This window comes from Mesorhizobium onobrychidis, from assembly GCF_024707545.1.
GTDB lineage: Bacteria > Pseudomonadota > Alphaproteobacteria > Rhizobiales > Rhizobiaceae > Mesorhizobium > Mesorhizobium onobrychidis.
Genome location: NZ_CP062229.1, coordinates 1,934,910 through 1,952,309, shown reverse-complemented (window position 1 = coordinate 1,952,309; position 17,400 = coordinate 1,934,910). Strand labels below are relative to the sequence as shown.

Sequence of the window (17,400 nt, the reverse complement as noted above, 5' to 3'; positions counted from 1 at the left end):
CTGCACCAGACAAGAGCCAAAGCCTGTGCAGATCATCTTCCAGCCCAATGTGAATCCTGCCCAGCGGTGCTACTTTTCACCAGCAGCTGATTCAGCGTCCGCTGTGCCGTCCGACGGAGGGAAAAGGGCATGGATACCACCGATCTTCTGCTTGCCATCTTTCATCATCTGCTGGTGTTTTCATTGGCGGGCATCATCGGCGCCGAATTTGTCCTGATCCGCGGCGATCTGCCCGCCGCGACGCTCCGGCGGCTTGTCGGCATCGATCGCCATTACGGCATCCTCGCCATGCTGATCATCATCGTCGGCATCGGCCGCGTCATCTACGGCCTGAAGGGTTGGGAATTCTACGTCTACAACTGGGTGTTCTGGGCAAAGATGGCGGCATTCGTCATCGTCGGCCTGCTGTCGATCATTCCGACGGTCCGCTTTGTTTCCTGGAACAGGCAGGCCTCGGCCAGCCCCGGTTTTCAAGTGCCGGCGGCGCAACTTGCATCCGTTCGAACTTATGTCCGCGCCGAAGCCTTCATCTTCCTGCTGATCCCGGTCTTCGCCGCGGCGATGGCGCGCGGCTACGGCTACTGAATTTCGCCTACGGGTTCGAGCGGCGCAATTTCGACCAGCGGCGCCGGAACATCATTCGTCTTCTCCTCGGCCTTGCAGATGTCGGCGATGACACAGACCGGACAATCCGGTTTGCGCGCCTTGCAGACGTAGCGGCCATGCAGGATCAGCCAATGATGCGCGTGGCGCATATATTCGTCCGGAATGATCCTCAACAGCCCCTGCTCGACCTGTTCCGGCGTCTTGCCGGGCGCCAATCCCAGCCGGTTGCCGATGCGGAAGATATGCGTGTCGACCGCCATCGTGTGCTGGCCGAAGGCCATGTTGAGCACGACATTGGCGGTCTTGCGCCCAACGCCCGGCAGCTTGACCAGTTGGTCGCGGTCGTCGGGCACCTCGCCGCCATGGTCGCGGATCAGCGCTTCCGCTAGCGCGATGACGTTCTTGGCCTTGTTGCGCCAGAGCCCGACGGTGCGGATATAGTCGCCGACCTTGGCCTCGCCGAGAGCCAGCATCTTTTGCGGGGTATCGGCGACCTTGAACAGCGCCCGCGTTGCCTTGTTGACGCCGACATCGGTCGCCTGTGCCGAAAGCACCACTGCCACCAGCAGCGTGAAGGCGTTGACATGTTCGAGTTCGCCCTTCGGCTCGGGCCGCTGAACGGAAAAGCGCCGGAAAATCTCGTGCACCTCGGCCGGGCTGTAGAGCGAATGGGACCGCACCGGCTGGGCACGCGGTTTGGTGTTCGAGCCCTCGCGTCGGCCGGGGGGCAGGTCATTTCTGGGTGTAGAGGAATTTTTGGGCTTGGGGCTCGTCATCCCCTTCCTATAATATCCAGGCATGAGCGACACAAACGCCTCATTTCAGGCCGACGAGCCATTCTTCCAGGCGTTGCTGATACCGCATCGGTCGCTGGGCAAAATCGGCTTTGCCATCCTGATGGGCGTTCTGCTGTTCAGCTCGTTGGTGACCGGAGCGTTTTTCCTGTCGCGCGGCGCCTGGCCGGTGTTCGGCTTCCTCGGTCTCGACCTGATTGCCGTCTACATCGCCTTTCGCGCCAATTATCGTGCCGCCCGCGCCCGCGAGGAAGTGTCGGTCTCGCGCACCAGCCTCGACATCCGCAAGACCGCGCCCTCAGGCAAATCGGAAGCGCATCGCTTCAATCCGTTCTGGGCGCGTTTTTCGGTCGCTCGCCACGCCGAGATCGGCATCACCAGGATGGCGGTAGAAGCACAAGGCCAGAATGTGCCGATCGGCGGCTTCCTCAATCCCGACGACCGCGAGAGCTTTGCGTCAGCCTTTTCGCGCGCCCTGGCGACCGCCAAGATGCGCTAGATGTGAGCGAACAGCCTCGTCCGCAAAATGATCTTTCAGCAGCGAGTGAGGCAACCGGCTCTCCAGTGCCTTGCCATAAATGGTAATCAGCAGCGTCTCCTTCTCCTTGGTGAGATGCACCTTCTCGCCAGCCACCGTCGGCTCCTTCCTCGAAGCCAGATCCATCTGGGTGCACATGACGAGAAGGCAAGTTTCGGGTGGTGATCGGAGCCGCGAAGGACGATATTCACGCTCAAGGAGATAGTCCGATGAACGCACAGACAGCTATTCTGAAGAAAGACATCACACCCGAAGGCGGTGACTACGAAGTTGTTCGGCGCGCGATCGAGAAGATCAGCCTTGACTACCGTGACCAGCCGTCGCTCGAAATACTGGCCGAGGAAGTCGGCGAGACGCCGACCGGCCTGCAGAAGCTCTTCACCCGCTGGGCTGGTCTGTCGCCCAAGGCCTTCCTCCAGGCGGTCACGCTCGATCACGCGCGCAAACTGCTCGATTCCGGCATGCCGCTGCTCGAGGCTTCTTTCGAAGTCGGCATGTCAGGCCCCGGCCGGTTGCACGACCTTTTCGTCACCCACGAGGCGATGTCGCCGGGTGACTACAAGACGCGCGGTGCCGGGCTGACGATCCGCTACGGCTATCATATTTCGCCCTTCGGCATCGCCCTGATCATGGTCACCGACCGCGGGCTTGCCGGCCTCGCCTTCAGCGATGCCGGCGGCGAGCGTGCGGCCTTCGCCGACATGTCCGGCCGCTGGCCGAACGCAACCTATGTCGAGGACATGGCCGCGACGGCGCCGTATGCGGCGCGCATCTTCGATCCGGCGCTGTGGCGCGCCGATCAACCGCTGCGCGTCGTCATGATCGGCACCGACTTCCAGGTTCGCGTCTGGGAAGCCCTGCTGCGCATCCCGATGGGCAAGGCCTGCACCTATTCCTCGATCGCCGCCCGCATCGGCGCACCGAGCGCCAGCCGGGCGGTGGGCGCCGCGGTCGGCGCCAATCCGATGTCCTTCGTGGTGCCGTGTCACCGGGCTCTCGGCAAGTCCGGCGCGCTCACCGGCTACCACTGGGGCCTGACCCGCAAACGCGCCATCCTCGGCTGGGAAGCGGGCCAGGTAGGATCTTGATGACACACCCATAGATTCGGGCCAGCAGCGCGCGGGTTCATCTCGCGCGGTCTGGCAAGCGGCGGCCTTACGGAGTAGCTTCCCGCGCAATTAGAGCGACGTGCGTCCATTCGGACGCACAAAGTACGCTCTAACACTTTAATTCTACGCATCGTGCTTTCCGAAAATCGATTCCGATTTTCGGAAAGCACGATGCGTTAGCAGGGAGGCACCACTTGATAATCGTTATCGGCTCGATCAACCTCGATCTTATCGCCAATGTCGACCGCTTGCCCGCACCGGGCGAGACCGTGCGTGGCTCCGGTTTCGCCACCGCTCCTGGCGGCAAGGGCGCCAACCAAGCGCTGGCCGCCGCGCGCGCCGGCGCCAAGGTGCGCATGGTCGGCGCGGTCGGCAAGGACAATTTCGCCACTGACGCGCTGGCGCTGCTGCGGGACGGCAAGATCGACCTGTCCGGTGTCGGCGAAACCTTCGCCTCGACCGGCACGGCATTGATCATGGTCGCCGACAACGGCGAGAACGTCATTGCCGTGGTGCCGGGCGCCAATGATTCGGTCGTGACAGGCGACCTCTCCAAGGCTTTCATGAAAAAGGGCGATGTCGTGCTCTTGCAGCAGGAGATCCCGCTGCAGACTGTCGATGCAGCACTGGACGCGGCACGGGCGGCAGGCGCGGTCACCGTGCTCAACACGGCACCATTCCGCGGCGAGGCGGCCGCCTTCCTCGGTAAGGCCGATTATGTCGTCGCCAACGAAACCGAATTCGACCTCTATGGCGAGGCGCTGTCGCTGAGCGGCCGCGATCGCCCAGCGCGGATGCGCGATTACGCCGGGAAGACCGGCCGCACAATTGTCGTCACGCTCGGCGGTGACGGCGTTCTGGCTGCCACGCCAGCCGATCTTCTGATGGTTCCGGCGCTGAAGATCACCCCTGTCGACACGGTCGGCGCCGGCGACACGTTTTGCGGCTATTTCGCCGCCGGGCTGTCATCCGGCCTGCCGCTCGATCAGGCGCTCGCCCTTGCTGCAGCCGCTGGTTCGCTCGCTTGCCTGAAGCCCGGCGCCCAGCCGGCGATCCCGCTGGCGAAGGAAGTCGACGCGGCGCTACAAAAATCCGCCGGCTAGGTGAGAGCCATGCGTCCGGCCACGAAACACGCCGTGCCGCCCGCCGGCGATATCTGCCGCCTGTCCGCCGTGGATCTTGCCGACGCGATCAGGCGCCGGCAGCTGTCCGTGCGCGAGGTGGTGACGGCATTCCTCGACCGGATCGAAGCGGTGAACCCGCTGGTCAACGCCATCGTCTCACTGCGCGACCGTGCCGACATCCTGCACGAGGCCGACAAGGCCGACGCGCATCTGGCGCATGCAGGGCATGCCGGCCCCCTGTTCGGCCTGCCGATCGCCATCAAGGATCTCGCGCAGACCAAGGGCCTCAGGACCAGCTTCGGCTCGCCGATCTTCGCCGATTTCGTGCCGCAAGAGGATGATTTCTTCGTCGAGCGCATCCGCAAGGCTGGCGCCATCATCATCGGCAAAACCAACGTTCCCGAATTCGGCCTTGGCTCCAACACCTACAACACGGTGTTCGGCCCGACGCTCAATGCTTTCGACGCGGCCTTGACCGCCGGCGGTTCGAGCGGCGGCGCGGCGGTCGCACTGGCGCTCGACATGGTGCCTGTCGCCGACGGCAGCGACTTTGGTGGTTCGCTGCGCAACCCGGCCGCCTACAACAATGTCTATGGCTTCCGTCCGTCGCAGGGACTTGTCCCGGCCGGTCCCGAACTTGACGTCTTTCACACACAGATGGGCGTCGAAGGACCGATGGGGCGGAGCGTGTGCGACATGGCGCTGCTGCTCGACGAGCAGGCCGGCTACGACCCTCGCGCGCCGCTCTCGCATCACAAGCTGGGCTGCTTCCTACAGGGACTGCAAACGGCAGCCGCCGGCGGCCGCATCGCCTGGTTCGGCGATCTCGGCGGCCATCTGCCGCTCGAACCCGGCATCCTTGATCTTTGCGAGGCCGCTCTCGGCCGATTCGCCGATGTATCCTTTCAGACCGAAGCGCTGGTGCCGGATTTCGACTTCGAGGCGCTGTGGCAGGCCTTTGTGACGCTGCGCCAGGCGAGCAGCGGTTGCGCGCTCAAGGCGCATTACGACGATCCCTTGAAACGCAGTCTTCTGAAGCCGGAGGCCGTGTGGGAGGTGGAACATGCGCTGCAACTCACGGCGCCGCAGATCCACGCCGCCACGGTGAGGCGCTCGTCCTGGCACAAAACCCTGCTGTCGCTCTTCGACCGCTTCGACCTCGTCGCACTGCCGACCGCACAGGTCTTCCCCTTCGAGGTTTCCACCCATTGGCCGACGCAAGTGGCCGGGCGTGCCATGGACAGCTATCACCGCTGGATGCAGGTTTCAGCGCTCGCCACGCTGGGCGGGTGCCCGGCGGTCAACGTACCGGCGGGCTTCGATGCCAGAGGCAGGCCGATGGGCATGCAACTGATCGGGCGGCCGCGCAGCGACATGGCCGTGTTGAGAGCAGCGGCAGCCTACGAGACGACGCTGCCGTGGCAGGCCGGAGCCTAAATCCAGGTCAAGGCCGCCAGCGACATATCCTGCCGGCTTGCACCGGCGTTGCTGTCATGCATTGATCACGATTGGCCGCGTCGCAAGCCGCATATTGTCGAGGAAAAACCATGTCGCTGGAACTCTACGCTACCTATGTCGTTGCCTGTATCGTCATTGTCCTGGTGCCTGGACCGACCGTCACGCTGATCATCGCCAACAGCATCCGCCATGGCTCCCGTGCCGGCCTCGCCAATGTCGCCGGCACGCAGGCCGGGCTGGCCATCATGATCGCCATTGTCGGCATCGGATTGACCTCGCTGATCGCGGGAATGGGCCATTGGTTCGAATGGGTCAGGCTGATCGGCGCTGCCTATCTGATCTGGATGGGTGTGCAGATGTTCCGCTCCAAGGGCAAGCTGAACGCCGACGGATCGGCGAAGACACCGCGCGGCGGCTTCTTCCTGCAAGGCCTGCTGGTGGCGATCAGCAATCCCAAGACGCTGGTGTTCTTCGGCGCCTTCTTTCCGCAGTTCATCGCCCCTGAAGGCAACTACGCGTTGCAGATCGTCGTCATGGGTCTCACCGCTCTGATCTTCGCCGCCGTGTCGGATTCGACCTTCGCGCTGGCCGCCGGCCGCGCCGGACACCTGCTCTCGGCCGGCCGCATCAAGCTCATGTCCAGAATCAGCGGCAGTTTCCTGATCGGCGGAGGTCTGTGGCTGGCGTTTTCAAAGGCGAAGTGAGCGGCACCTTTCCTTCCCCCTTGTGGGGGAAGATGGCTCGGCGCGCAGCGCCGAGCCGGATGAGGGTGTTGGGAGAAACACCAGCGCCGCGATCCGTCCAGCACCCCTCATCCGGCCGAGCTTCGCTCGGCCACCTTCTCCCACAAGGGGAGAAGGAAGAAGCCCTAAAGCCGCTCCAGCCTTTCCAGCAGCAGCGCGAAAAACGCATCATGGTCGATATCGCGCATCACCATGGCGTTTTTCGGTCGCTTGGTCACGCCCCACCAGTCGATCACGGTCATGCCCATGGTGAGCTCCGAGGCGGTTTCCACGGTGACGTTGCAGTTGCGGCCCCTGAATAGCTCCGGCTTCAACAGATAGGCGATGACGCAAGGGTCGTGCAGCGGACCGCCATCGGTGCCGTATTTCTCCTCGTCGAAGCGCTCGAAGAATTCCAGCATCTCCGTCGTAGCCGTGCCGACCCTGGTGCCGAGCTTTCGGAAGGCCTGGGTCCGCTTGGCGGTGGTCAGCGCCTTGTGGGTGACGTCGAGCGGCATCATGACGATCGGGATGCCGGATTTGAGCACGACGTCGGCGGCATGCGGGTCGACATAGATGTTGAATTCGGCGGTCGGCGTGACGTTGCCGCCTTCGAAGAAGCCGCCGCCCATCAGCACGATTTCCTTGATGCGCGGCGCGATCTTTGGCTCACGGATCAGCGCCAGCGCGATGTTGGTGAGCGGTCCGAGCGCGCAGACCGTGATCGTGCCGCTCTCTTCCTTCATCAGTGTCTCGACAATGAAATCGACGGCATACTGGTCCTGCAGCTTCATTGTCGGTTCGGGCAATTGCGGTCCGTTGAGACCGGTCTCGCCATGCACCTCCTCGGCGGTGACCAGTTCACGCGCCAGCGGCCGGATGGCGCCGGCATAGACTTTGATGTCTGGCCTGCCGGCCAGTTCGCAGATCTTGCGTGCGTTCTTTTCGGTGAGCCTCAGCGGCACGTTGCCGGCAACGGCGGTCATACCGACGATCTCCAGCTCGGCACTGCCGAGTGCCAGCAATATGGCGACGGCATCATCCTGGCCGGGATCCGTGTCGATGATGATCTTGCGGGATTGGGGCATTTCAATTCCTTGTTTGGGGAGTCTTTTTGGGCGGGGCTTTTGACGGCTTGAACTTGACCGCGGGGCGGACCATATCAAGACCATCGGGAAAAATGCCATCTGGGTTTTTCCACTTTATGTCGCTCTTGAGAGGACAATGTAACATGAGCCGAATGACGCCTTTTTCCAGCCCGCTTCTCCTGGGTTTCGACGCCATGGAAAAGACCGTGGAGCGTCTGGCGAAGTCGGGTGATAGCTACCCTCCCTATAACATCGAGCGCCTCAGCGGTGCCGACGGCAAGGCCGAAAGGCTGCGTATCACGCTCGCTGTCGCCGGTTTCGCCGAGAACGATCTCGATGTCACCACGGAGGAGAACCAGTTGGTCGTGCGCGGCCGTCAGAACGACGATACCGAGCGCGAATTTCTTCATCGCGGCATTGCCGCGCGCCAGTTCCAGCGCTGTTTCGTGCTGGCCGACGGCATGCGGGTGATCACCGCGGAGCTGAAGAACGGCCTTTTGTCGATCGATCTCGACCGGCCCGAGTCCGAACGGCTGGTACGGAAAATAAACATATCGGTGAAAGACTGATCTTTACCGGTGGCTCTCATGCGAGGCGGCCTTGAACGGCGTCCTCGCGGCAAGGAGGCTTAAATGACCAGAACTGACGAAAATCTTATCATGACCAGCGGCGAATTCGCCCATCTCGGCGAAGGCTCGGTCGCCTATCTCAGGAAAGTGTCGAGCGACGATCTGCGCGGCCGTTTCCCGGGCCTCGGCGAAATCGCACCCGGGCTGGAACTGTGGGCCCTGTTTGCCGCCAATGGCCAGCCGATCCTGCTTTCGGACGCTCGTGACAGAGCGCTGGCTGGCGCCCTGGAAAACGACCTGACCCCCGTCGCGATCCACTAACAATACGGCGCAGCGATCTGGTTGGAAACGGACAGGGCCGCTCACGGCGGCCCTTCAACGGATCTGATCAAAAAAGCTCAGGCCGCATGCGAGGCCTGCGTGTCCGACAAAAGCGCGTGGATCGCTGCGGCGTCGCGGGTGCCCCTTATCTTGGCCACCGTGTCGGCGTCGCGCAGCACCCGCGCGATGCGCGACAGCGCCTTGAGGTGGTCGGCGCCGGCGCCTTCGGGCGCCAAAAGCAGGAACACCAGATCGACCGGCTGGTCGTCCAGCGCCTCGAAATCGACCGGCGTCTCCAGCCGGGCGAAAACCCCGGCGATCCGCTTCACTCCCGCCAGCTTGCCATGCGGAATGGCAATGCCGTTGCCGACACCGGTCGAGCCCAGCCGTTCACGCTGCAGGATGGTGTCGAACACCTCCCGTTCCGGAATGCCGGAAATCGCCGCCCCCCTTTCGGACAGCATTTGCAGCAGTTGCTTCTTGGAGTTCGCCTTCAACGCCGGCAAGATTGCCGGAACGTTGATAAGATCGCTCAGATCCATACTTGAAATCCCTTGTTCGCCTGCCGTCGCCAGCCCTCACTCTCGCGTGCGGCTGGTTCCTTATCCCTGCGCGACCTTGGCCGTCATCCCTGCGCGACCTTGGTCGTAGACGGGTCGATCCAGCCGATATTTCCGTCCGGCCGGCGATAGACGATATTGAGATGCTCGTTTCCGGCGTTGCGGAAGACGAGAACCGGGCTGTCCTTGGTGTCGAGCTCGATCACGGCTGACGCCACCGACATGGTCCGCAGCGTCATGGTTGATTCGGCGACGATGGCTGGCGCGAAATTCTCCGGTATTTCCTCGTCGTCATCGGCAAGCGGCGCCATCACCGTATAGGCGATGTCGGTGAGTTCGCCATTGGCATTGCCTGAATTATGTGACTTCAGCCGACGCTTGTAGCGCCGAAGGCGGGTTTCGAGGCGATCCGCCGCGGCCTCGAAAGCGAGCGTCGGGTCCTGGGCTTCACCGGTCGCCTGCAGCGAAGCGCCGGAATCCAGCCGGATCATGCAATCGGCCGTGTAGCGCGACCCCGATTTGACGACTACAATTTGCCCTGAAAAGCCCCGATCGAAATATTTCCCGATCACTTCTCCGACACGGTCGTTGATGCGCGTACGGAACGCATCGCCGATATCCATGTGTTTTCCTGATATGCGCAGTGTCATCTGAAAACTGACCTTCCTTGCTCAGGCTTCAAACTGTCCCGAGTTTATACCCGTGGTCTGTGCGCACAAGCTTTGCGGCGTCACTTGCGCCGATTTTAATCCGAACTTTCCGGTTGATCACAAGCCGCCTTCTTTGACCGTCCCGTGGCCAACGTCGTGACGGACCATCCGCATGCGGGCAGTAGCCCGTCCCATGCGGGCGGGCTTCTAGCCACTTCATTGCGGCTTGTCAATGAAGCGCGAAAGCTGTGGAAATTCCGTCGGAGGTCAACGTCCGGCGCTGGCCAAAGCGCGTTTTTCACGCCGCCGCTGCACCGACGAGGGAATATTCATGCCCTCCCGATACTTGGCGACCGTGCGCCTGGCGATATCGACGCCACTTTCCCGCAACATATCCACAATCGCGTCGTCGGAAAGCACGTCGGCAGGTTTTTCCTCGTCGATCAACTGCTTGATGCGGTCGCGCACCGCTTCAGACGAATGCGCGTCGCCGCCACCCGACGAAGCGATCGAGGCGGTGAAGAAATAGCGCAGTTCGAACACGCCGCGCGGCGTCAGCATGTATTTGTTGGCGGTGACCCGGCTGACGGTCGATTCGTGCATGCCGATGGCGTCGGCCACCGTGCGCAGGTTGAGCGGCTTCAGGTGACGTACGCCATGGACGAGGAAGGCGTCCTGCTGGCGCACGATTTCTGAGGCAACCTTAAGGATGGTCTTCGCCCGCTGGTCGAGACTGCGCGTCAGCCAGTTGGCGTTTTGCAGGCATTCCGCCAGGAAATCCTTTTCCGTCTGGTTTTTCGCATGCGGTGAAACCTGGGCAAAATAGATATGGTCGACCAGCACGCGCGGCAGCGTTTCGGCATTGAGTTCGATCACCCAGCTCCCGTCATTGGCCGCCCGCACTTCGACATCAGCGACGATCGCATCGCTGGCACCGCCCGAAAACGCCATCCCCGGGCGCGGATCGAGCGCACGTATCTCGGCCAGCATGTCGAGCAGATCCTCCTCGTCGACCCCACAGATCCGTTTCAGGGTCTGGAAATCGCGCCGCGCCAGGAGCTCGAGATTGGCGATCAAAGCCTTCATCGCCGGGTCGAGCCGATCGCGGACGGCAAGCTGCAGCGACAGGCATTCGGCGAGGTCGCGGGCAAAGATGCCGGCGGGCTCGAATGTCTGGCAGACCGCGAGTGCATTCGTCACCGCCGCTCTGTCGGTGCCGAGACGAGCGGCGATCTCAGCCATGTCGGCGCGCATGTAGCCGGCCTCATCGAGGCCATCGGCCAGTTCGCTGGCGATCAGGCGTGCTGCCGGGTCGGCGAAGGCAAGCGCGACCTGTTCGCCGACATGCTCGCGCAGCGTGATGGCGGCGGCCGCCATGTCTCCGACGTCGAAGCCGTCCGACGAGGACGCGGAACCGTTGCCGGAGGCCGATTTCCATTGGGCCGTCAGGTCGGGACCGAGCCGCTCGCTGGTGCCGGGGTCGTCGGGAAACAGGTTTTCCAGCGAAGTATCGAGCTTTTCCGAGATCGCCTCGGCGCTCCACGCCGTTTCCTTCTCGAACCAGTCGCCGCCGGTGGCCGTTTCCGGCGCGGCATCGATCTTCTGCGCCTGATCGCTGACGGCATCGTCCTGCGGCTCGGCGCGATCGAGTAGAGGATTGCGCTCGATCTCGTCGTCGATGAAGCGTTCCAGCTCGACGTGGGTGAACTGCAGCAGCCGGATCGACTGCATGAGTTGCGGCGTCATCACCAGCGACTGGGACTGTCGTAGCTGTAGTTTTGCCGCCAACGCCATGGTTCGGTTTCAAACGCCCTGTCTACGCATCCGGACTGCCGGAACGAGTTGGGCATAGAAACTGGCCCGGCTTTTGCTTGTCAAGGCGACGGCGATCAAAACTCGCCTGTCGGTGCGTTATTTGGACGAGAAATCGGAGAAAAAGGCTCGTCTCGCGCCAAAAATCGCGCTTGGAGAGGAACCTTCCCGTTTAGAGTGTAAATCCCTCACCGAGATAAAGCCGCCGCACATCCGGGTTTGCGACCACTTCATCGGCCCGGCCGTGAGTCAGCACCTGGCCGGCATGGATGATGTAGGCGCGGTCGATCAGGCCGAGCGTCTCGCGGACATTGTGATCGGTGATGAGCACGCCGATGCCCCGCGCCGTCAGATGGCGCACGAGTTGCTGGATATCGGCGACGGCGATCGGATCGATGCCGGCGAAAGGTTCGTCGAGCAGCATGTATGCGGGGCGGGTCGCCAGTGCGCGCGCGATTTCAAGGCGGCGCCGCTCGCCGCCGGAAAGCGACAGCGACGGGGCTTTGCGCAGATGGCTGATGTGAAACTCATCGAGCAGTTCGTCGAGACTGTGTTCGCGCTTTTTGCGGTTCTTTTCGACCACTTCGAGCACGGCACGAATGTTTTGCTCGACGCTCAAGCCGCGAAAGATCGACGCTTCCTGCGGAAGGTAGCCGATGCCGAGGCGGGCGCGGCGGTACATCGGCATCGAGGTGACATCGAAGCCGTCGATTTCGATTGTGCCTTCGTCGACCGGCACAAGGCCGGTGACCATGTAGAAGCAGGTCGTCTTGCCGGCGCCGTTGGGACCGAGCAGTCCGACCGCCTCACCGGCGCGCACGCCGATCGTGACGCCGCTGACAACTTTGCGGCCCTTGTAGCTCTTGGTCAGGCCCTTGGCGATCAAGGTTCCCTTGAACTTTACCTGGTCGCCGCTGACCGTGGCCGGTGCCGCAAGTTTGCTGGCGGCGCGTCCTGGAAGACGCGCCATCAGCGATGCTACGTCGACCATCAGGGGTTCGCCGCTCCCGACTTCGCCGGCGGCGTGATCGACATCATGACGCGGCCCCCGCAGGCGTCGACCTGGGCCAGGCCGCTCTTCATCTGCACGGTGAGCTTGCAGCCGACCAGTACATTGTCACCTTGCGAAAGCACGACCTTGCTGCCTGAAAGCACCAGCACTTCCGTCTTCATGTCGAAGGTGCCGCTGTCGCCGGTGGCGACCTGGTCGTCCGATTTGATATAGACCTTGTTGGCGACCTCCAGACGGTCGATGTTGGCCGAGCCGGTCATCGCGGCACCTGCGGCCTGCGCATCCTTGGCGTCAGCGTCGGCGTCCTTGACGTAATAGACCGTCATCTTGCCGGCCTTAAGCAAAGTCGGCCCCTGGACGACGCTTACATTGCCTGTGAACACGGCGACGCTATCCGCCTGGCGGACCTCGAGCTTATCGCTTTCGATCTGGATGGGCTTGTCGCCGGACAGTTTGAGGCCCGACAGCTGGCTGGTGGCCTTGGACTGCGCCAGAGCGGGCGTCGTCCCCAAGCTCAGCCCCAAAGCCAGCCCAAGGGCCGGCAACGCCGAAGCTGCGGCCCCGAGCCGTGTCGAACTACTGAACCGCATTGGATTCTCCGCTCATTGCCTCTGCCGCTTTCAAGCTGGCGGGATCGATGTTGACACGCACTCTGTTCTCGAAAACCACGATCTTGCCGTTGTCCTGGATCGACATCGAATCTGCGGTGATCCGCGACCCGCCGCGGCTGACGTCGACCGGGTCGTTCGTCTTCATAATGCCTTTGCCCATATCGAGAAAGACCGATTTGAACTTTGCCGCCAAGCCATCGGTGGTGGTTATGGTGACATCGCTGGTCAGGCTCATCGTGTTGCCGTCACGATTGTAGGTGCCGTGCGAGGCATTGATGGCCGCCACATTGTCAGTCGATATCGGCAGCTTGGCGTCGATGCCCTCCAGATTGATGATGCCTTGCTTGGTCACGTCCTGTATGGCGCGCAAGGCCGTCATGGAATAGGGCAGTTTCTGCTTGGTGAACCCGTTGAGCTTGGGGTTGGCCATCACCAGCTTGCCATTGGCGAAGGCGCTGCCGTCGGCCTGGACCTGAATTGAGCCAGGCGCCGCGAGATAGGAATAGACCGGGAAGGCGACCGCGATCGCGGCAGCGGCCAGCGGCACCGCCAGCTTCAAGATCCGCACGCGGCGCGAATGGCGCTGGGCAATGCCGAAGGCGTCGACCCGCGCCGGGCCTACGTCCGGGGGAGCCAACTCCGTCTCGGTGTTGGTCGGTTCGATCGGTCGCGCTAACATAACTGCTTTCTTTTAAACCCCTGCCGCCAAGCACCCCTATAGGTGGGATGCCGGCGCCCTCAAGCAAGCACAAACGGAGGAAAACCGCAAAAGTGTGACGGTTGCTGTTGCACAAACGAAAATGAAACCGGCACGACTTGCATCTCATATCAGATACAGGCGCACAGCGTTAGGGGCCTGTGGATTGGTCTTGATGTCTCTTGAAACGCCGGCTCGCGAACGTCGAAACCCTGTCTTTGGCGCAAGCTCGTCAGGAATCGGTAGCCGGGCGCGGATGGTTGCTTTAAAAGCATCTGCTTCCACCGACTATGAGGCTGACCATGGCACTGAGAGCCGACGACCTGATCGACCGCCGCCGCTTGCGCCGCAAGCTGACATTCTGGCGCGTTGCAGCGCTTGTTGTCGCGGCAGTCGGGCTGATTGCCTTTTCGAGCTGGATTTACGGTGACGACTTCACTGGCACGGCGGTCGACCATATCGCCAAGGTCAAGATCGAGGGCACCATTACCGAAGACGAAGACCTGATCAAACAACTGGATACCATCCGTCAATCCTCGAGGGTGAAAGCTGTGATCCTGTCGATCGATTCACCGGGCGGCACCACCGTCGGGGGCGAATCGATCTACGAGGCAGTGCGCAAGCTGGCCACCGAGAAGCCGGTGGTGGCCGAGGTCGGCACGCTGGCCGCATCGGCGGGCTACATGATCGCCACCGCGGCCGATCATATCGTCGCGCGCAAATCGTCGATCGTCGGCTCGATAGGCGTGCTGATCCAGTATCCGGACGTCAGCGGCCTTATGGACAAGCTCGGCATCAAGCTCGAGGAAGTGAAATCCTCGCCGTTGAAAGCCTCGCCATCGCCTTTCAAGCCGACCAATGACGACGAGCGCACCATGGTCCGCAAGCTGATCCTGGACAGCTACGACTGGTTCGTCGGCGTCGTCGCCGAACGACGCAACATGACCAAGCCGGAGGCGCTGGCCCTGGCCGACGGATCGATCTTCACCGGCCGGCAGGCTGTTGCCAACAAATTGATCGACGCGGTCGGCGGCGAGACCGAAGCGATCGACTGGCTCGCGACCAAGGGCGTCGACGCCAAGCTCAAGGTGGTGGAGTGGAAGGACGCGGAAAGCGGCGGCTTCCTGTTCTCGAAAGCGATGGCGCGAACCATCGGCAGTGCGCTCGGCCTGCCCGACTATGGCGGCGAGATCATTCACGAACTTGGTGCCGACCGCTTGTTTCTTGACGGTCTCGTTTCCGTCTGGCACCCTTGAGACGAGTGAAAAAAGCAAATAAAATCATCCTCATAATTTTGACCGCAGTGTTTTCACGGGGAGCCTTCTCATGATCAAATCCGAACTTGTGCAGATCATCGCCACACGCAACCCGCACCTTTTTCTGCGCGACGTCGAAAACATCGTCGGCGCGATTTTCGACGAGATCACCGACGCGCTTGCCGAAGGCAACCGGGTCGAGCTGCGCGGTTTCGGTGCTTTCTCGGTGAAAAACCGCCCCGCCCGCACCGGCCGCAACCCGCGCACCGGCGAATCCGTGGAGGTCGAGGAGAAATGGGTGCCGTTCTTCAAGACCGGCAAGGAATTGCGTGAAAGGCTGAACGGCGGCAAATAGGCGCCGCGCGAGCTCGTGCAGCATGCCGGCCTTTTCAGTAGGCCTGCGGTAGAGCCCGCCTTCGACAGGAAATTCCATGTTCAATCGCTTCATGCTCATCGTGGTCTTCGTGCCGCTGGCCGTCATTCTGATCGCGCTGGCCGTCGCCAACCGCGATCCGGTTGCCTTCACCCTGGATCCGTTCAACCCCGGCAATCCGGCGCTGACGATGACGCTGCCGCTTTTCATCTTCCTGTTCCTGGCTCTCGCCATCGGCATGATCGTCGGCAGCCTGGCGACCTGGATCAAGCAGGGCCGCTATCGCAAGCTGGCGCGCCAGCGCGGCGTCGAGGCCGAGAGCCTGCGCCAGGCAGTCAGCCGCGCACCGGCTGCGCCACAAGGCCCCGCCTTGCCGAAGCCGACCAGCTGAGCCAACACAGCGCCGCACGTCCTTTTGGACGCGCAAAGGACGCTGTACCATTTTCGGTTATGCGTTAGCGTATTTCTTTCCACGGAGTTTCCCATGCTGACCATTTCGGCGGCCGAGGTCGATCAGGCGCTGACCTTTGCCGGCTTGGTCGAGACGCTGCGCGTGGCCTTTCGCGATGGCGCGGTACAACCAGTCAGGCATCACCATACGGTCGAACGGCCCGACGGCGCGGCCTCGACGCTGCTCCTGATGCCGGCCTGGACCGACTTCAATGCGGCCGGCACGTCGGCTGGCGGCCATATCGGCGTCAAGATCGTCACGGTGTCGCCCGACAACAACACCGTAGGCAAATCCGCGGTGATGGGGCTTTACCTCCTGCTCGACGGCGCGACCGGCGAGCCTGAAGCCATGATCGACGGCCAGCGGTTGACGCAGTGGCGCACGGCCTGCGCCTCGGCGCTGGCCGCCTCCTATCTGGCCCGCGAGGACGCTGAGCGGCTGCTGGTGGTCGGCGCCGGCGCGCTGTCGCCGTTCCTCGCCAGGGCGCATTCAGCGGTGCGGCCGATCACCGCCATTCGCATCTGGAACCGCACGCCGGCCAATGCAGAAAAGGTGGCGGCGGAATTGCGCGCCGAGGGCTTTGCGGCCACCGCCGCGAGCGATCTCGACGCCGAACTCGGCCAGGCCGACATCGTTTCGTCGGCGACTATCACGACCACGCCGCTGATCAAGGGCGCGCTGTTGAAGCCGGGAACCCATGTCGATCTGGTCGGCGGTTTCACGCCGGCCATGCGCGAAAGCGACGACGATGCGATTGCGCGTGCCCGCGTCTACGTCGACACCCGGGCCGGCGCCACCAAGGAAGCGGGCGACATCGTCCAGCCGCTGGCCTCGGGCGTGCTGGAGGCGCAAGCCATCGTCGCCGACCTGCATGAATTGGCACGCGGCCAAAAGAAGGGCCGGCAGAGCCCCGGTGAGATCACGCTTTTCAAATCGGTCGGCGCAGCCCTCGAAGACCTCGCCGCCGGCATTGCGGTGTACAAGGCGCTCAGGATTAGGGGAGTAGGGGAGTAGGGGAGCCGTACCAATCGTGCGGCTTCGTGCCAGTCATACTCCCCTACTCGCTATTCCGTTCGGACGGGAACGTGTCCGGCGTCACGCCGCTGTTCGGGCGTTATGGAGATACGCGGGTTGCTGTCGTTCTGGTCCATCTTGGCCGCAGTCGTCGCGGCGCTCAGCCTTGGACCGTCCTTCGCCCATGTCCTGGAATCGGCTCCTCGGCTGACGAAGTGGTCGCCTTCGCTCTGGCGCGAGACGACTGTCTTCAACGCCCAGTTCCAGGTGTTTGCCGTCATTGGCGCGCCACTGGACGTGGCCGCGATCGGCTGTCCGGGACTTCTCGCATGGATGCTGCGCAATGACCGTCCGGCGTTCTGGTATGCGTTGGCGGCTGCCGTGCTCTATGCGGTGTCTCTTGCGATGTGGTTTGCTCTCGTCAAGCCGGCGAACGATATTCTGGCCACCTGGGTGCCTGGACCGATTCCGGAAAATTTCGAAGCGATCCGACTGCGCTGGGAAACCGGCCATATGATCGTCGCCGGCTTCAAGGCCGTCGGTTTCGTATCGCTGGTTGTCGCCCTGCTTTGGATCAGGCGCGGCTGACCGTTTCGGAAATGTCCAGCGACCGCGTTTGTTGCACCGGTGAATGT

Annotated in this window: 22 protein-coding genes; 13 read left to right on the top strand and 9 right to left on the bottom strand. The window is 62.6% G+C overall.

Translation table 11 applies throughout. The features are described from left to right. The first annotated feature begins 129 nt into the window (after window positions 1-129). A complete protein-coding gene (locus IHQ72_RS09605; protein WP_258122215.1) occupies window positions 130-585 on the top strand; it encodes a DUF2214 family protein in 456 nt (151 codons plus the stop codon). Here IHQ72_RS09605 and nth read toward each other — a convergent pair. Beyond that, window positions 579-1,382, bottom strand: coding sequence for an endonuclease III (gene nth, locus IHQ72_RS09600; protein WP_258122214.1), 804 nt, complete (start codon window positions 1,380-1,382; stop codon window positions 579-581). The two genes, IHQ72_RS09605 and nth, sit on opposite strands and share 7 nt — an antisense overlap. Before the next feature lie 22 nt (window positions 1,383-1,404). On the opposite strand from nth, the gene IHQ72_RS09595 reads away from it, so the two are divergent. Next, window positions 1,405-1,899: a DUF2244 domain-containing protein gene (locus tag IHQ72_RS09595; RefSeq protein ID WP_258122213.1), complete on the top strand. Its 495-nt coding sequence runs from the start codon at window positions 1,405-1,407 to the stop codon at window positions 1,897-1,899. On the opposite strand, the gene IHQ72_RS09590 is transcribed toward IHQ72_RS09595, so the two are convergent. Beyond that, window positions 1,858-2,034, bottom strand: coding sequence for a hypothetical protein (locus tag IHQ72_RS09590; protein WP_258122212.1), 177 nt, complete (start codon window positions 2,032-2,034; stop codon window positions 1,858-1,860). The two genes, IHQ72_RS09595 and IHQ72_RS09590, sit on opposite strands and share 42 nt — an antisense overlap. A gap of 113 nt (window positions 2,035-2,147) precedes the next feature. Between IHQ72_RS09590 and IHQ72_RS09585 the strand changes: the two genes are divergently transcribed. The 4 genes from IHQ72_RS09585 to IHQ72_RS09570 all read left to right on the top strand — a co-directional run bounded on the left by IHQ72_RS09585 (window position 2,148) and on the right by IHQ72_RS09570 (window position 6,333). Continuing rightward, entirely contained in the window at window positions 2,148-3,026 is an 879-nt protein-coding gene (locus tag IHQ72_RS09585) for a methylated-DNA--[protein]-cysteine S-methyltransferase (protein WP_258122211.1), read from the top strand. A gap of 215 nt (window positions 3,027-3,241) precedes the next feature. Continuing rightward, a complete protein-coding gene (locus IHQ72_RS09580; RefSeq protein WP_258122210.1) occupies window positions 3,242-4,150 on the top strand; it encodes a ribokinase in 909 nt (302 codons plus the stop codon). Between the two features lie 9 nt (window positions 4,151-4,159). Next, window positions 4,160-5,608, top strand: a complete 1,449-nt coding sequence (locus tag IHQ72_RS09575) for an amidase (RefSeq protein ID WP_258122209.1) — start codon at window positions 4,160-4,162, stop codon at window positions 5,606-5,608. A 110-nt stretch (window positions 5,609-5,718) separates the two neighbouring features. Further along, entirely contained in the window at window positions 5,719-6,333 is a 615-nt protein-coding gene (locus IHQ72_RS09570; RefSeq protein WP_258122207.1) for a LysE family translocator, read from the top strand. 164 nt (window positions 6,334-6,497) lie between these two features. Here IHQ72_RS09570 and IHQ72_RS09565 read toward each other — a convergent pair whose 3' ends face one another. Then, a complete protein-coding gene (locus IHQ72_RS09565) occupies window positions 6,498-7,439 on the bottom strand; it encodes a nucleoside hydrolase (RefSeq protein ID WP_258122206.1) in 942 nt (313 codons plus the stop codon). A gap of 143 nt (window positions 7,440-7,582) precedes the next feature. Between IHQ72_RS09565 and IHQ72_RS09560 the strand changes: the two genes are divergently transcribed. After that, window positions 7,583-8,008: an Hsp20 family protein gene (locus tag IHQ72_RS09560; protein WP_258122205.1), complete on the top strand. Its 426-nt coding sequence runs from the start codon at window positions 7,583-7,585 to the stop codon at window positions 8,006-8,008. A 63-nt stretch (window positions 8,009-8,071) separates the two neighbouring features. After that, window positions 8,072-8,329: a BQ00720 family protein gene (locus tag IHQ72_RS09555; protein ID WP_258122204.1), complete on the top strand. Its 258-nt coding sequence runs from the start codon at window positions 8,072-8,074 to the stop codon at window positions 8,327-8,329. Window positions 8,330-8,406: 77 nt separating this feature from the next. Here the strand turns inward: IHQ72_RS09555 and ptsN are convergent, their stop codons facing one another. The 6 genes from ptsN to lptC form a co-directional block, all read right to left on the bottom strand. Beyond that, window positions 8,407-8,871, bottom strand: coding sequence for a PTS IIA-like nitrogen regulatory protein PtsN (ptsN, locus tag IHQ72_RS09550; protein ID WP_258122202.1), 465 nt, complete (start codon window positions 8,869-8,871; stop codon window positions 8,407-8,409). 83 nt (window positions 8,872-8,954) lie between these two features. After that, window positions 8,955-9,539, bottom strand: coding sequence for a ribosome hibernation-promoting factor, HPF/YfiA family (hpf, locus tag IHQ72_RS09545; RefSeq protein WP_258122201.1), 585 nt, complete (start codon window positions 9,537-9,539; stop codon window positions 8,955-8,957). Between the two features lie 267 nt (window positions 9,540-9,806). After that, window positions 9,807-11,333, bottom strand: coding sequence for an RNA polymerase factor sigma-54 (gene rpoN, locus IHQ72_RS09540; protein ID WP_258122199.1), 1,527 nt, complete (start codon window positions 11,331-11,333; stop codon window positions 9,807-9,809). 190 nt (window positions 11,334-11,523) lie between these two features. Then, window positions 11,524-12,342 (bottom strand): LPS export ABC transporter ATP-binding protein, encoded by an 819-nt coding sequence (gene lptB, locus IHQ72_RS09535; protein WP_258122197.1) that lies wholly within the window; start codon window positions 12,340-12,342, stop codon window positions 11,524-11,526. After that, on the bottom strand, window positions 12,342-12,953 hold the full coding sequence (locus IHQ72_RS09530; RefSeq protein ID WP_258122195.1) for an LptA/OstA family protein: 612 nt from the start codon (window positions 12,951-12,953) through the stop codon (window positions 12,342-12,344). The genes lptB and IHQ72_RS09530 overlap by 1 nt, the downstream gene beginning before the upstream one ends. Then, window positions 12,940-13,653, bottom strand: coding sequence for an LPS export ABC transporter periplasmic protein LptC (gene lptC, locus IHQ72_RS09525; protein WP_258122194.1), 714 nt, complete (start codon window positions 13,651-13,653; stop codon window positions 12,940-12,942). The genes IHQ72_RS09530 and lptC overlap by 14 nt, the downstream gene beginning before the upstream one ends. Window positions 13,654-13,973: 320 nt before the next feature. Here lptC and sppA point away from each other — a divergent pair, with 320 nt between their 5' ends. The 5 genes from sppA to IHQ72_RS09500 all read left to right on the top strand — a co-directional run bounded on the left by sppA (window position 13,974) and on the right by IHQ72_RS09500 (window position 17,353). Beyond that, window positions 13,974-14,927 (top strand): signal peptide peptidase SppA, encoded by a 954-nt coding sequence (sppA, locus tag IHQ72_RS09520; protein WP_258122193.1) that lies wholly within the window; start codon window positions 13,974-13,976, stop codon window positions 14,925-14,927. 70 nt (window positions 14,928-14,997) lie between these two features. After that, complete coding sequence (locus IHQ72_RS09515) at window positions 14,998-15,282, top strand: integration host factor subunit beta (protein WP_006200394.1); 285 nt, start codon at window positions 14,998-15,000, stop codon at window positions 15,280-15,282. A gap of 76 nt (window positions 15,283-15,358) precedes the next feature. Continuing rightward, on the top strand, window positions 15,359-15,691 hold the full coding sequence (locus IHQ72_RS09510; RefSeq protein ID WP_258122192.1) for a DUF1049 domain-containing protein: 333 nt from the start codon (window positions 15,359-15,361) through the stop codon (window positions 15,689-15,691). Window positions 15,692-15,784: 93 nt separating this feature from the next. Further along, window positions 15,785-16,765 carry a bifunctional Delta(1)-pyrroline-2-carboxylate/Delta(1)-piperideine-2-carboxylate reductase gene (lhpI, locus tag IHQ72_RS09505; RefSeq protein WP_258122191.1) on the top strand — a complete coding sequence of 327 codons (981 nt, stop codon included), beginning with the start codon at window positions 15,785-15,787 and terminating at the stop codon, window positions 16,763-16,765. Between the two features lie 102 nt (window positions 16,766-16,867). Next, on the top strand, window positions 16,868-17,353 hold the full coding sequence (locus IHQ72_RS09500) for a DUF1772 domain-containing protein (protein ID WP_258122189.1): 486 nt from the start codon (window positions 16,868-16,870) through the stop codon (window positions 17,351-17,353). Window positions 17,354-17,400 lie beyond the last annotated feature (47 nt).